8 protein-coding genes are annotated in these 14,513 nt (G+C 70.2%); 1 reads left to right on the top strand and 7 read right to left on the bottom strand.

From position 1 onward, the window contains the following. Window positions 1-51 precede the first annotated feature (51 nt). Window positions 52-1,131 carry a 2-oxoacid:ferredoxin oxidoreductase subunit beta gene (locus tag DIZ27_RS18660; protein ID WP_109379553.1) on the bottom strand — a complete coding sequence of 360 codons (1,080 nt, stop codon included), beginning with the start codon at window positions 1,129-1,131 and terminating at the stop codon, window positions 52-54. Beyond that, complete coding sequence (locus tag DIZ27_RS18655; RefSeq protein ID WP_309074872.1) at window positions 1,124-3,022, bottom strand: 2-oxoacid:acceptor oxidoreductase subunit alpha; 1,899 nt, start codon at window positions 3,020-3,022, stop codon at window positions 1,124-1,126. Before DIZ27_RS18655 ends, DIZ27_RS18660 begins: the two co-directional genes overlap by 8 nt. Window positions 3,023-3,488: 466 nt before the next feature. Here DIZ27_RS18655 and DIZ27_RS18650 point away from each other — a divergent pair, with 466 nt between their 5' ends. Further along, window positions 3,489-4,247, top strand: a complete 759-nt coding sequence (locus DIZ27_RS18650; protein ID WP_109379551.1) for a thioesterase II family protein — start codon at window positions 3,489-3,491, stop codon at window positions 4,245-4,247. A gap of 403 nt (window positions 4,248-4,650) precedes the next feature. Here DIZ27_RS18650 and DIZ27_RS18645 read toward each other — a convergent pair whose 3' ends face one another. The 5 genes from DIZ27_RS18645 to DIZ27_RS18625 all read right to left on the bottom strand — a co-directional run bounded on the left by DIZ27_RS18645 (window position 4,651) and on the right by DIZ27_RS18625 (window position 14,509). Continuing rightward, a complete protein-coding gene (locus DIZ27_RS18645; RefSeq protein ID WP_109379550.1) occupies window positions 4,651-5,535 on the bottom strand; it encodes a 3-hydroxybutyryl-CoA dehydrogenase in 885 nt (294 codons plus the stop codon). After that, window positions 5,532-6,521 (bottom strand): 3-oxoacyl-ACP synthase III family protein, encoded by a 990-nt coding sequence (locus DIZ27_RS18640; RefSeq protein WP_109379549.1) that lies wholly within the window; start codon window positions 6,519-6,521, stop codon window positions 5,532-5,534. Before DIZ27_RS18640 ends, DIZ27_RS18645 begins: the two co-directional genes overlap by 4 nt. Window position 6,522: 1 nt before the next feature. Next, window positions 6,523-7,881, bottom strand: coding sequence for a crotonyl-CoA carboxylase/reductase (ccrA, locus tag DIZ27_RS18635; protein WP_109379548.1), 1,359 nt, complete (start codon window positions 7,879-7,881; stop codon window positions 6,523-6,525). Between the two features lie 142 nt (window positions 7,882-8,023). After that, window positions 8,024-11,248, bottom strand: a complete 3,225-nt coding sequence (locus DIZ27_RS18630) for an amino acid adenylation domain-containing protein (RefSeq protein ID WP_258308436.1) — start codon at window positions 11,246-11,248, stop codon at window positions 8,024-8,026. A 153-nt stretch (window positions 11,249-11,401) separates the two neighbouring features. Continuing rightward, window positions 11,402-14,509 carry a type I polyketide synthase gene (locus tag DIZ27_RS18625; protein ID WP_109379546.1) on the bottom strand — a complete coding sequence of 1,036 codons (3,108 nt, stop codon included), beginning with the start codon at window positions 14,507-14,509 and terminating at the stop codon, window positions 11,402-11,404. Between the last annotated feature and the right edge of the window lie 4 nt (window positions 14,510-14,513).

Genomic DNA, 14,513 nt, shown 5'->3' with positions numbered 1-14,513 from the left:
GGCCTCGGGCCCCTGAGGGGCGGGTGGTCGAAGACGGTCAGCCGGCGGTGCTCATCCGACGACGGTCCAGGTGTCGTTGCCCGCGAACAGCGCGCCGAGCTCGCCCTTGCCGTGCCGCTCGACGGCGTCGTCCAACTGCTCGGCCATCAGCGTGTCGTACACCGGGCGGTCCACGGAGCGGAAGACGCCGATCGGGGTCTGGTGCAGGGTGTCCGGATCGGCGAGCCGGGACAGCGCGAACGCGGTGGTCGCCGACGCCGAGCGCGCGTCGTGGACCAGGACCTCCGCCTCGTTCTGCGGGGTCACCGCGACCACCTTCAGATCGCCGGTGGCCCGGTCCCGCACSACGCCCTTCGCCTGGGCGGTGCCGAAGCGGATCGGGCTGCCGTGCTCCAGCCGGATCACCGCTTCCTCGGCCTGCCGGCGGTCCTTGAGGACCTCGAAGGCGCCGTCGTTGAAGATGTTGCAGTTCTGGTAGATCTCGACCAGCGCCGTGCCCGGATGGGCGGCCGCCGCCCGCAGCACCGACTGCAGGTGCTTCCGGTCCGAGTCGATGGTGCGGGCCACGAAGGACGCCTCCGCGCCGAGGGCCAGCGACACCGGGTTGAACGGCGCGTCCAGCGAGCCCACCGGCGTCGACTTGGTGATCTTGCCGATCTCGGAGGTCGGCGAGTACTGCCCCTTGGTGAGGCCGTAGATCCGGTTGTTGAACAGCAGGATCTTCAGATTGACGTTCCGGCGCAGCGCGTGGATCAGGTGGTTGCCGCCGATGGACAGCGCGTCCCCGTCACCCGTGACGACCCACACGCTCAGGTCGCGCCGGGACGTCGCCAGGCCCGTCGCGATGGCGGGGGCGCGGCCGTGGATGGAGTGCATTCCGTAGGTGTTCATGTAGTACGGGAAGCGGGACGAGCAGCCGATGCCGGAGACGAAGACGATGTTCTCCCGCGCCAGTCCGAGCTCGGGCATGAAGCCCTGCACGGCGGCGAGGACCGCGTAGTCGCCGCAGCCGGGGCACCAGCGCACTTCCTGGTCGGACTTGAAGTCCTTCATGGACTGCTTGCCCTCGGCCCTGGGCACCAAGGAGAGCGCGTCGACCGTGCCCCCGCCTTCCGTGGACGTCTCAGCCATCGATGGCCTCCTTCAGAGCCGTGGCGAGCTGTTCGGCCTTGAACGGCATGCCGTTGACCTGGTTGTACGAGTCCGCGTCCACCAGGTACTTCGCCCGCACCAGCGTGGCGAGCTGCCCGAGGTTCATCTCGGGGATCACCACCTTCTCGTAACGCTCCAGGACCTCCCCGAGATTCCGCGGGAAGGGGTTGACATGGCGCAGATGGGCCTGGGCGATCGCGCCCCCCGCGCCCCTGATGCGCCGTACGGCCGCGGTGATCGGCCCGTAGGTGGAGCCCCAGCCGAGGACCAGCACCCTGGCGTCGCCGTCCGGGTCGTCGACCTCCAGGTCGGGGACCTCGACGCCGTCGACCTTCGCCTGCCGGGTACGCACCATGAAGTCGTGGTTGGCCGGGTCGTAGGAGATGTTGCCGGTGCCGTCCTGCTTCTCGATGCCGCCGATCCGGTGCTCCAGACCCGGGGTGCCCGGGATGGCCCACGGCCGGGCCAGGGTGTGCGGGTCCCGCCGGTACGGCCAGAACACCTCGGTGCCGTCGTCCATTGTGTGGTTGGGGCCGCGGGCGAATTGCACGCTCAGATCCGGCAGCTCCTCCGGGTCCGGGATGCGCCACGGCTCGCTGCCGTTGGCCAGATAGCCGTCGGAGAGCAGGAACACCGGGGTCCGGTAGGTCAGCGCGATCCGGGCCGCCTCCAGGGCCGCGTCGAAGCAGTCGGCCGGCGTGCGCGGCGCGATGACCGGGACCGGGGCCTCGCCGTTGCGCCCGTACATCGCCTGGAGCAGGTCCGCCTGCTCGGTCTTGGTGGGCAGGCCCGTGGACGGGCCGCCGCGCTGGATGTCCACGATCAGCAGCGGCAGCTCCAGCGAGACCGCGAGACCGATCGTCTCGGACTTCAGGGCCACGCCGGGGCCGGACGTCGTCGTCACGGCGAGCGACCCGCCGAAGGCCGCGCCCAGTGCGGCGCCGATGCCGGCGATCTCGTCCTCGGCCTGGAAGGTCCGCACACCGAAGTTCTTGTGCCGGCTCAGCTCGTGCAGGATGTCCGAGGCCGGCGTGATCGGGTACGAGCCCAGGAACAACGGCAGGTCCGCCTGCCGGGAGGCCGCGATCAGGCCGTACGCCAGGGCCAGGTTGCCGGAGATGTTGCGGTACACGCCCGGCGGGAACGCCGTGGTGGCCGGGGCCACCTCGTAGGAGACGGCGAAGTCCTCCGTCGTCTCGCCGAAGTTCCAGCCCGCCCGGTACGCGGCGATGTTGGCCGCCGCGATGTCCGGCTTCTTGGCGAACTTCGAGGTCAGGAACTTCTCCGTGCCCTCGGTGGGCCGGTGGTACATCCAGCTCAGCAGCCCCAGCGCGAACATGTTCTTGCTGCGCTCGGCCTCCTTGCGGCTGAGGTCGAAGTCCTTCAGCGCCTCCACCGTCAGGGTCGTCAGCGGCACCGGATGAAGGCTGTAGCCGTCGAGCGAACCGTCCTGAAGCGGGTTGCTGTCGTACCCGACCTTCTGCATCGCCCGCCGGGTGAACTCGTCCGTGTTGACGATGATCTCCGCGCCGCGCGGCAGATCCCCGATGTTCGCCCTCAACGCGGCCGGGTTCATCGCGACCAGCACGTTCGGCGCGTCACCGGGGGTGAGGATGTCGTGGTCGGCGAAGTGGAGCTGGAAGGACGAGACACCCGGCAGGGTGCCGGCCGGGGCGCGGATCTCGGCCGGGAAGTTCGGCAGCGTCGACAGGTCGTTGCCGAACGACGCCGTCTCCGAGGTGAAGCGGTCACCGGTGAGCTGCATGCCGTCACCCGAGTCCCCCGCGAACCTGATGATCACCCGGTCCAGACGACGGACTTCCTTGTCACACGCCCCTGTCATGCCAGGGGCAGTGGCTTCCACGGACATACTTGTGTCGGCTCCTGTCGGTGCTGGTCCGCAAGCGCAGGCAGACACGTCGGCGGACACGCGTTGCGGTGCAGGGTCATGCACCTGGCCGGAGGCTACGCATCACTGATAGAGAGTCGCTCGTGCGGTCGCCCCATGTGGGCTTGAGCGGGCACGTGGGGGAGGCGGCCGACTGTGGCCGCGCAGGCTCTCCACCGCCCTGCGAGCATCCGTCGAGGACGGGGCTGGATGCTCAGGTCGTGAGCTCCGACACGGACGGGCTCGAACCCTCGCGGGGCACTGGACTGCCCGCCGGTGCCCCACATCCCCCGAGGGCACCGGCGGGACGTTTCTCCGCCCGCTGCCGGTTCGGTCGGTGTACCGAGCAGCGGCAGATCCGGCAGTCGGAGTGTGTTCAAGTGTCCAGCGCCGGGTGCGGTCGGACGGTTGACCGGTCGGCCGGCACAGACGAAGGGATACACCAACTGTGGACAGCACGTGGTTCCAGCGCTTCACTACCGCGGGGAACGGGCCACGGCTCGTGTGCTTCCCGCATGCGGGAGGCTCCGCGGTGGCGTACAAGCCCCTGGCGCATACGTTGCCTGCGGACTTCGACGTGCTGTCCGTGCAGTACCCGGGGCGCCACGACCGGTACCGCGAGGCACCGTTCACGGACCTGGCCCAGCTCGTCGAGGCGGTGGCCGAGGAGCTGACCCACGTACTGGCCGCGGACCCCGAACGGCCGTACGCCCTGTTCGGCCACAGCATGGGCGCGCTCGTCGCGTTCGAGACGGCCCGGCTGCTCGCCCAGGGCGAACTACCGGTCCCCCAACGACTGTTCCTCTCCGGCCGGGGCGCGCCGGACGTCCGGACCACTGCTCGCTACGACCTCTACGACGACACCGACGTGCTGGCCGAGGTACGCAGGCTGGGCGGTACCGATCAGTCCATACTCGACGACCCTGATGTCATGGAGATGGTGCTGCCGGCGCTGCGAGCCGACTACCGGGCTCTCGGCACGTACAACTGGCGCGGGGGAGAACCGCTCGTCGCTCCGATGACCGTCCTGGTCGGGGACCGCGACCCGGTGGTGACGGTCGAGGAGGCTCAGACATGGCGGGAGCACACCAGCGGCGACGTCGCTCTGAAGGTCTTTCCCGGCGGCCACTTCTACCTCTTCGACCACCTCGACGCGGTGGCCGCGGCCGTCACCGAGGGGCTGCTCGCCGAAGCCGCCGCTTCCTGACTACCCGTCAACCTCTCGGGAGTGGTAATCCGCCACCCGCTACGGGATGGTCGACCACCACCGGGAAGACCGGGCACCTGCGGCTGCCCGGCTGACCGAACTCCCGCGCTCGCACTCGCCGATCCGAGACGCGCCCGCCCGGACACCGAGCCGCCCAGCAGCCTCGGACGGGGCCCTGTGGCGTCCGGTCCGCGACGGCGCTCCCGGCCTCCGGCAGTGGTCCTGCGACGGCGACGGGCTCGATTCCGTACCGTGCCGGTCCGCCGCACACGGCCCCGGGTGCAGTGGCCGTGTGCGGCTCCGCCTTCGGCAACCGAGCGCGGCGCAGCCCCTGCGCGCGGAAACGTGCCCACGAAACCCAGTCCGCGGCGGCGGGACCTGCTCCGCGCCGCCGCGGACGGTGTCACGCGTACGTGTAGAAGCCTCGGCCGGACTTCTTGCCCAGCAGACCGCCTTCGACCATGCGCAGCAGCAGCGGCGGAGGTGCGTACAGCGGCTCCTTGAACTCCTCGTACATGGCCTGCGCGATGGACACGGTCGTGTCCAGGCCGATGAGGTCGGCGAGCCGCAGCGGCCCCATCGGATGCGAGCAGCCCTGCACCATGCCCTGGTCGACGACCTCGGCCGTCGCCAGGCCCGACTCGACCATCCGGATCGCGGAGAGCAGATACGGGAACAGCAGCGCGTTGACGAGGAAGCCCGCCCGGTCCGGCGAGGCGATCGGCTTCTTGCCCAGGACGTCGCGGACGAAGACCAGCGCCCGCGTGCTCACCGCCTCGTCCGTCAGCACCGAGGCGACGAGTTCGACGAGCGGCAGCACCGGCGCCGGGTTGAAGAAGTGCATGCCGAGCACCTGGCCCGGGCGCCGGGTGGCGGCGGCGAGCCGGACAACCGGAATCGAGGACGTGTTGGTCGCCAGGATCGCGTCGGGGTCCTCGACGATCTTGTCGAGGACGGCGAACAGGTCCAGCTTGAGCTGCTCGTCCTCCTTGATCGCCTCGATCACCAGCCGGCGGTCCGCCAGCTCCCCGAGATCACGGGTGAACGACACCCGGCCCAGCGCCGCGTCGCGCTCCTGCGCGGTCAGTTTGCCCTTGGTCACGCCCCGGTCGAGGGACGCCGCCAACCGCTGCGGCGCCGTCACCAGCGACGACTCGGAGAACACCGCGACCGTCACGTTCAGCCCGGCCTTCGCGCACAGTTCGGCGATGCCGGTGCCCATGATGCCGCTGCCGACGACACCCACCCGGTCGATGTCCGCGCCGGCGCTTTGCGTGGATGTGGTCATGTGCGGGCCCCCCAGGTCACAAGTGATGCTCCGATCGACATGCCGCCGCCGAACCCGGCGAGCAGCACCAGGTCCCCCGGCGACAGCGCTCCCGTGCGGTTGGCCTCGTCGAGTGCGACGGGCACCGAGGCGCTGCCGACGTTCCCGTACCTGATCAGCGTGCGGTGCGTCTGCGCGGCGCCCAGCCCCGCGCGCTCGACGACCTCGCCGAGCATCACGCCGTTGGCCTGGTGCGGTACGAAGTGGTCGACCGCGCCGATGTCCACCCCGGCCTTGCGCGCCAGCGCGATCAGCGCCGGCGGCACGTGCTCGGCGACGAAGTCACGTACTCCGCGGCCGTCCATCCTGAAGAAGTGGCCGCCCTCCGCGACGGTCGCCGCCGACGCCGGATTGCGGCTGCCGCCCGCCTCGACACGGATCAGGTGATGCGCGTCGCCGCGGCTGGACAGGTCGCTCGCGATGATCCCGTACGGCTCCGGCACCGCCCCGACGACCGCGGCCCCGGCGCCGTCGGCGAACAGGACCGCCGTCTTGCGGTCCGTGAAGTCCAGGATCCGGGAGTACACGTCCGCCCCGATCACCAGCACCCGGGCGTCCGGCCGCACGGCCACCAGGCTGTGGGCCAGCGACAGCGCGTAGACGAAGCCGCTGCATACGACATTGACGTCGAAGCAGGCCGCGCCGTAGGCGCCCAGCATGTGCTGTACCAGGTATGACGTGGGCGGCTGCGGGAAGTCCCCGGTGGAGGTGGAGACGATGACGTAGTCGACCTGGTCCGCGGTCAGCTCCGCCTGCTCCAGCGCCCGTTCGGCGGCCTTCACCGCCAGGTCGGACGTCGCCTCGTGCGGGGCGGCGTAGCGCCGCGACCGGATCTGCGTCTTGCGCTCGATCCACTCCGCGGTGACGCCGACGCGTTCGGCGACCTCCTCGTTGCCCACCTCGTGCTTGGGCAGATAGGAGCCGGTGGAAAGTATTCCGATCCCCATGTCAGGACGCCTCTGCGGAATCGGGCGCACCGGAACCGCGCAGCGGATTGAGCCGCGACACCCCGATCTTCTCCCGCAGCACGGGATCGGTGACGCCGAGACCCTCCTCGGGCGCAAGGCAGAGCACGCCGACCTTTCCGATGTGCTTGTTCATCTGGACCAGCCGTGCGGCCTCGCCCACTTCCTTCAGCGGAAAGACCTCGGAGAGCACGGGGGAGAGATGACCCAGCCGGAAAAGCCGGTTGCACTCCGCCTGCTCCTGGAGATTCGCCGCGTGGCTGCCCACGATCCGCTTGAGATTCATCCAGAGGTAACGATTGTCGAAGTGGTGGTCGTAGCCCGTGCTCGACCCGCAGGTGACGACCACCCCGCCCTTGCGCACGACGAACACCGAGATGCCGAACGTCGCCCGCCCGACGTAGTCGAACACGACATGCGGGTCCTCGCCGACCTGCCGCCGGATCTCCCGCCCGAGCCGCTTGCCCAGCTCGATCGTCCGCTGCGGGGTGAGCGCGTCATCCCCGCCCATGCCGATCTCGTTGCGGTTGATCACCACATCACATCCGAGCCGGCGCAGCACCTCGGCCTTGCGCTCGGAGCTGACCACGCCGACGGCGATGCCGCCCGCGTTCTTCACCATCTGCACCGCGAACGCGCCCAGCCCGCCCGTCGCGCCCCAGATGAGCACGATGTCGCCCTGCTTGATCCGCGCGCCGTTGTCACCGACCAGCATCCGGTACGAAGTCGCCGCGGTCAGCAGCACACCCGCCGACTCCTCCCAGGTCAGGTGCGCCGGCTTGGGCAGCAGTTGGCTCGCACGCACCACCGAGTAGTGGGCGAGACCGCCGAAGTTCGTCTCGTAACCCCAGATCCGCTGCTCCGACCCGAGCATCGCGTCGGCGTGCGTCGCCGGCTCCTGCTCGTCGACCTGGACACAGCTGGCGACCACGTGGTCGCCCACCTTCCAGTGCCGCACCCCGGCCCCGACCCGCACGACGATCCCGGCCGCGTCCGACCCCACCACCTGATGCGGCAGGTCGTGCCGGGCGGCATACCCGCCCTGGCGGGCATAGCGCTTGAGGAACTCGAACGTGGGCACCGGCTCGAACGTCGCCGACCACACCGTGTTGTAGTTGATGGAACTCGCCATGACGGCGACGACCACCTCGTCCGGAGCGATGTCCGGCATCGGAACCCGCCCGACATGCAGCGACTTGCGGACGTCCTTGTTCTCGACGCCGTCGAACATGCCGACATCCGCGGCCAAGAGATGCGCGGCCTCGTACTCCGATGGAAGTTCGTATCGCCCGATCTCATCCGGGTCGGCCCCGGACAGCAGGGCTTCTGTCAAAGAATCCATGATTCCCTTTCTCCTTTGCAGTGCCCCAGGAAAGAAACGTGTCGCACGGCAGATCGACGGAGATCACAAACAAAGACCGCTGCTGACCGGACCAGAACCCGAGACCCCATTGATCGAAAAGCGGTTGAGCGGCGGAGAGCGCTCAGAGGACCGCGCCCCCCTTCGTCCGCCTGCGCAGAGTCGGCCTGCTGGACCGGCCGAGGTCCTTCCACACGTCCGACAGACCGAGGACGGTGCGCGCCGCGAACAGCCTGCGGATGGACACCTCCTGGTTCAGCTCCGCCCGGATCAGGCCGACCAGCCTGATCGCCCGCAGCGAGTTGCCCCCGAGGTCGAAGAAGTCCTCGTCGATGCCCACCCGGTCCAACTCGAGTACCTCGGCGAACGCCTCGGCCAGAACCCGCTCGGTCTCATTGCGCGGTGCCCGGTACTTCTCGTCGTCGAACGCGGGCTCCGGCAGCGAAGCCCGGTCCACTCTGCCGTCCGCCGTCACCGGCAGGCGTTCCAGCACCGTGAACACCGACGGCACCATGGACTCCGGCAACTCCCCCGCGGCAAACCGGCGCAGCTCATCGCTCGACACGGTCCTGCCGGCCACCGGGACCACATAGGCCACCAGCCGCTGCTGTCCCGAACCGTCCTCCCTGAGGGCCACCGTCGACCGCGCCAGCCCGGTGTGCTCGGACAGCACCTCCTCGACCTCGGCCAACTCGACCCGGACACCACGTACCTCCGCCTGGGTGTCGGCCCGGCCCACGTATTCGAGCCGGCCGTCGGCGGCCCACCGCACCCGGTCTCCGGTCCGGTACATGAGCCCGCCGGCCGGACCGAACGGGCAGGGCACGAAACGTTCCCCGGTCGCCCCCGGTCGCCCGGGATACCCACGCGCCACGCCGGGCCCGGCCACGTACAGCTCGCCGACCACGTCGACGGGGACCGGCGCCAGTCCCGGCCCCAGGACATACAGGGCGGTGTTGTCCATCGGGCGGCCGACCGCGCCCGCGCGGCGCACCGGTTCGTCAGCCGCCAGGCGGTGGCATGCGGCGAAGAGGGTCGTTTCCGTCGGACCGTGACCGTTGACGATCGTCAGATCGGGGCAGGCCTCCCGGACCCGGCGCAGCGCGGCCGCGGACACGCGGTCACCACCGGTCCACACCTCGCGCAACCCGGCAAGGCGCTCGGGACATTCCGCCGCGATCGCCGCGAACAGGCCCGCGGGCAGCCATACCGTGGAGATCTCGTTCGCCACCCGCGCCTCGGTCAGCGCGTCGATGTCGAGCTCCCCTTCAGGAGCCACGACCACCCGGCCACCGTTCAGCAAGGGCACCCACACTTCCAGGGCGAGCGCGTCGCAGGTGTGCGGCGCATGCCACAGCACGGTGCCGCGGCCGGCTTCCCGGCAATGGCGATCCAGGACGAACCGCTCCATGTTCCGGTGCGTCACAGCGACCGGTGTGGCCGCACCGGCCGGTCCGGAGCCGTACACCACGGCCAGCAGGTTGTCCTGATGCGGCGGGACCGCGGCCTTGGGCAGGCCGTCGCCGTCATCGGCGGCGGTGTCCGACCAGAGGTCGTCGAGCACCATGGCCGGCACGTCCAGGCCGGCCGAGAGCACTTCGGCTGTCACCGCGTCGGTGAGCAGTGCGCGCGCCGAGGAGTCGCCGACCTGCGACCTGATCCGCTCCGTCGGGAGCGCCGGGTCGATCGGCAGGTAGGCTCCGCCCGCCTTCGTCACCGCCAGCAGGGCGACGGCCAGATCCACCGATCGGGGCAGCGCCACCGCCACGACCGTTTCGGGCCCGACGTGCCGCCGTCGCAGCGCCGCGGCCAGACGGTTCGACCGCTCGTCCAGCTCCCGGTAGGAGACCGCCGAGTCGCCGGACACCATCGCGACGGCACGGGGGTCGCGCTCCACCTGCCGGGCGAACAGCTCCGGAACCGTCAGCCCCGGCACCGGCGCGTCCGTATCGTTCGGCGCCGTCAGCACCCGGTCCCGCTCGGCACCGCCCACCACGTCCAGCGCACCGACCGGCTGCGCACCGGCGGCCACCACGGCACGGATGTGGGCGATCAGCTCCTCGCCGATGAAGCGCAGCTCCGCGCGGTGGTACAGGCCGGCAGGGGCGTCGAGCCGGATGAACAGGTCGCTGTCGGGGCTCCCGTCGGTGTAGACGCCGATCGACAGTTCCTCGAAGGTCCCGGTCGTCGCGCCGGAGTAGCGCGCCGGGCTGTCGGCGAAGTGGAGCTGCTCCGCGAACTCGACGACGTTCACGACGGCACCGAAACTACCGCGGCCGCTCAGGACGGTTCCGCTCGCGCGCTGGATGTCCGAGTAGTGGCAGGCGGTGTGATCGAAGATCTCGTACGTCTCGTCGACGAGCGTGTCGGCGATCTCGGTGAAGGTCGCGCCGAGCGGGACCCTCGCCCGAACCGGCACCACGTTCACCGCCAGGCCCGGCGTCCTGCTCGCCACCCCGACCCGGTTGCCCACGGCCAGCGAGAGGAGGAACTCCGGACGGTCGCAGCGGTGCCGGAAGTACACCGCCGCGGCCGCGGTGAGCATCTGCGACATCCACACGCCCATGGACTGCGCGGTCTCGGTCCACATGTCCGCCTCGGTGCGCGGAACGGTCAGCGTTCGGCTCACCATGCCGATGCTCTCGGCCACCTCCGACCAGCGGTCGGCGTTGCTCATCGGTTCGGAGAGTGCGGACCGCCGCGAGTCGGACAGGGCGACGCGCGGAACCTGCGCGGGCGCGGGCGCATCCTTCAGGTAGTCGCGCCAGAACTCCATGTCCTCGGTGAACGTCCGGGAGGCGAGGTACTCCACCGCCTCGTTCGCGAACGACTCGGCCTCCCACGGGTGCGGCAGCTCCGGCACCTTCTCCCCCCGCGCCAGCGCCGTGTACACCTCGGCGAGGCGCCGCGACAGCAGGCCGCCCGCGCCGAACCCGTCCGACACGAGGTGGTGGTAGGCGATCACCAGGAGAGAGCGGGTCGCGGCGAGTCTGACCACGCCCAGTCGGAACAGCAGGTCCCGCCCCAGGTCGAACGGCTGCCGCACCATGTCGCCCAGCGCTTCGCGCGCCGCCTGCTCGGGGTCGGCCTCGGCGCTCAGGTCCAGGAAGAACGGCCGCCAGTCCCCCAGTTCCCGGGGTACGAGGCGCAGTCCGCCGCCGTCGTCGACGAAGTTGACGCGCAGCACTTCCGCCTCGCCCATCACATGCAGGAAAGCCGATTCCATGACGGCCGCGTCCAGCTCACCGTCCACATCCCACATGGTCAGCGCATGGTTCGGCGTGTCGGGAGCCATTTCCTGCGCCCGCCACATGCCTTTATGCGCAGACGACGCACCGAACGAAGGCACACAGATCAACCCCTCAGCAAACAGGCCCGGGAATCGGGGGGAATTCACAGATCACCTCCACCTTCAGGGAAGTGGATCAGCCGTTCAAGACAACTTGGTGGCCGGCGGGACAAGCCGCTGTCGAACTTGCGGTGTCCCGCCGGCGGGACGGTCCTACGGCGCCAGCGAGGACACGATGTGCCCGGCGATCAGTCGCGGTGACGGGTGCCGCAGCACCACATTCGCCTTCAGCTTGAGCCCGGTCGACGCGGTCAGGCGTTTGCTCAGCTCCAACGACAGCAGCGAATCGAATCCGAGCTCCTTGAACCTCTGGTCGGGGTCGACGGTGTCGCTGGAGGAGTGACCGAGCACGACGGCGACCTTCTCGCGGACGTGCTCGAGCACGAGTGCCTTCGCGTCGTCGTCGGGAAGGGCGGAGATCCTGTCCGACAGGGGAACGAGGTGGTCATCGCCCGCGGGAGGCTCAGTCGAGGGCACCTCCGCCGCCGCCGCTGTGTGCGAGGAGCTCAGCCAGTACCGCTGCCGCTGGAAGGCGTACGTCGGAAGATCCACCCGTCGGCGCGCCCCGAACAGGGCGTCCCAGTCGACGGACCCGCCCCGGACGTGGAGCTGGGCCAGCGAGCCGACCACGGCCTCCACCTCGTCCCGGTTCCGCCGCACCGACGACAGGACCACCGCGTCGTCCAGGTCCTCGAGCATCTCCTGCACCGGGACGGTCAGAACGGGGTGCGGGCTCATCTCGATGAACACCCGGAAACCATCGTCGGCCAGTCGCCGGACGGAGGATTCGAAGAGGACCTTTTCGCGCAGGTTTCTGTACCAGTAGTCGCCGTCCAGCTCTGCGGTGTCGATGGTTTCGCCGTACAGGGTCGAGTAGAAGGGCAGTCCCGACGTTTCCGGGCTCACGCCGGACAGCGAGCCGATCACCTTTTCGCGAACCCTGGCCACCTGGTGGGAATGGGAGGCGTAGTCGACCGGAATCCTCCGGGCCTGAACGCCTTCGGCCCTCATCTTCTCGACGAACTCGTCAAGTGCGTCCGGTTCCCCGGACACCACCACGGAGCGGGGGCCGTTGACGACGGCGACGCTCACGCGGTCGCTCCACGGGGCCAGCCGTTCCGCCACGACATCCGCGGACTCCGCGACCGATGCCATCCCACCGTGACCCTCCAGGTCCACCAGGGCCTTGCTGCGGAGCGCCACGACCTTGGTGGCGTCCCGCAGGGACAGCGCACCGCTCACATGGGCGGCGGCTATCTCGCCCTGGCTGTGCCCCACCACCGCGGCCGGTTCCACGCCCCAGGACCGCCACAGGGCGGCCATGGACACCATCACCGAGAACAGCGCCGGCTGAACCACGTCCACCCGCTCCAGGGTGGGCGCCCCCTCCACACCGCGCACCACGTCGAGCAGTGACCAGTCGACCCACTCCGCCAGTGCGGCCGCGCACTCGTCGAGGTTCTGCGCGAAGACCGGGAAGGTGTCGTACAGCTGCCGGCCCATGCCGACCCACTGCGACCCCTGCCCGGGGAACACGAAGACGGCACCCCCGAGGCCACCGGCGGTACCACGCACCACCGCGGCGGACTCCGTGCCCTCGCTCAGCGACGCCAGGCCGCTCAGCAACTCGTCCCGGCCGCGCCCCAGCACCACCGCACGGTGCTCGAACCTCGACCGGCTCGACACCAGCGACCAGCCGATGTCGGCGAGATCCGCACCCGGATCGGCGGCGACGAAATCGCGCAGCCTGCCCGCCTGCCCCTGCAGGGCCTTCGCGCTCTTGCCCGACACCACCCACGGCACCAGGCCACCGGCGACGCCGGAGTCCGGACCGCGCTCGTCCGCCTGCTCCTGCGGCGGCTCCTCTTCCAGGATCACGTGCACGTTGGTGCCGCTGACTCCGAACGACGACACCCCGGCCCGCCGCGGACCCTCCTGCCGGGTCCACTCGCGCCCTTCCACCAGCAGTTCGACCCCGCCGGAGGACCAGTCGACGTGAGGTGAGGGCGCGTCCACGTGCAGGGTCTTCGGCATGTACCCGTGGCGCATGGCCATTACGGTCTTGATGATCCCGCCGACCCCGGCGGCGGCCTGGGCGTGACCCATGTTCGACTTCAGGGACCCCAACCAGAGCGGCCTGCCCTCGTCCCGGTTCCGGCCGTAGGTCGCCAGCAGCGCACCCGCCTCGATGGGGTCCCCCAGCTTGGTTCCGGTGCCGTGGGCCTCGACCAGGTCCACCTCGGAGGGCGCGACCCCCGCGTTCGCCAGTGCCTGCAGGATCACCTTCTCCTGGGCGCGGCCGTTGGGAGCGGTCAGCCCGTTGCTGGCCCCGTCCTGATTCACCGCGCTGCCGCGCACGACAGCCAGCACCGGGTGGCCGTTCCGCCGGGCGTCGGACAGTCGTTCGAGGAGCAGCACACCCACACCCTCGGCCCAGCCGGTCCCGTCGGCCCCGTCCGCGAATGCCTTGCACCGGCCGCCGGCCGACAGAGCGCCCTGCCGGGAGAACTCCACGAACATCGCGGGCGTCGACATCACCAACGCCCCGCCCGCCAGCGCGAGCGAGCACTCTCCCGAGCGCAGTGACTGCACCGCCGTGTGCAGGGCCACCAGAGACGACGAGCACGCCGTGTCCATCGACACCGCCGGCCCGGTCAGTCCCAGCTCGTACGCCACCCGGCCGGACGCGACGCTCAGCGCGCTGCCGTACAGCAGGTAGCCCTCCAGTTCCTTCTGGTTGCCCTCCAGGAAACGCCACCCGTACTCGGACGAGCTCACCCCGGAGAAGACGCCGACGTCGGCCCCGCGCACGTCGGCGGGAACGATGCCTGCCCGCTCGAAGACCTCCCACGACGTCTCCAGCAACAAGCGGTGGTGCGGGTCGACCGCCAGTGCCTCACGCGGACTGATGCCGAAGAAGTCCGCGTCGAAACCCGCCACGTCGGTCAGGAACCCTCCCTGACACGTGTACGAGCTGCCGACGGCGTCGGGATCCGGGTCGTACACATCCCGCCACCCGCGGTCCTTCGGGAACTCGTCCACGACGTCCAGGCCGCCGCGGACCACGTCCCACAGCTCCTCGGGCGACGACACGCCTCCCGGGTAGCGGCACGCCATGGCCACGACGGCGATCGGCTCGCCGCGGCCGGCTTTCAGGGCGTCGTTCTCCTGCCGGAGGCGGTCGCGCTCCTCCAGCAGCGTACGGAGCGCCCGCTGGACCCGGTCCGCGCCGTCCGCTGTGCGTTCCGCGGAGTTGGTCATCTCA

It is taken from the genome of Streptomyces sp. NWU339 (assembly GCF_003143855.1).
In the GTDB taxonomy this organism is placed as follows: domain Bacteria; phylum Actinomycetota; class Actinomycetes; order Streptomycetales; family Streptomycetaceae; genus Streptomyces.
Note: the sequence above shows the minus strand (reverse complement) of the source record. Positions and strands in the feature narration are given on the sequence as shown.